Source organism: Acetobacter okinawensis (assembly GCF_002153655.1).
Classification (GTDB): Bacteria; Pseudomonadota; Alphaproteobacteria; order Acetobacterales; family Acetobacteraceae; genus Acetobacter; species Acetobacter okinawensis_A.
The window spans coordinates 1-281 of record NZ_JOPJ01000063.1 but is presented as its reverse complement, the minus strand read 5'-3'; the positions used below and the strand labels follow the sequence as shown (position 1 = coordinate 281).

Below are 281 nucleotides of genomic sequence, written 5' to 3'. Positions count from 1 at the left end.
GACCACCTGCCCGTGCGGATCTATGCCGGGCAAAAACAATGGGATGCCAGCAGAGCCATATGGACAGATCCGCAGCCTGATAGCTTCACCCCTGTTTTTTCTGGTCTTGGTAAGGGCTGGAAGCCCGACCGCACCACCATACAGGTCGATTTTCTGGACGTTACATACTGGCTGACAGGGGTCATGCCCATTGGTCTGTATGGTGGGACTGGTGGGCTGGATGGGGACAGCAACGTGGTGGGGCGCTCCGTGCCGCGCCTGCGGGGCCGCGCATCCAACCT

General features: G+C 60.1%; 1 pseudogene. It reads left to right on the top strand.

The window, feature by feature from the left end:
- Positions 1-281, top strand: a pseudogene (locus tag HK26_RS13580) (hypothetical protein); the annotation flags it as partial.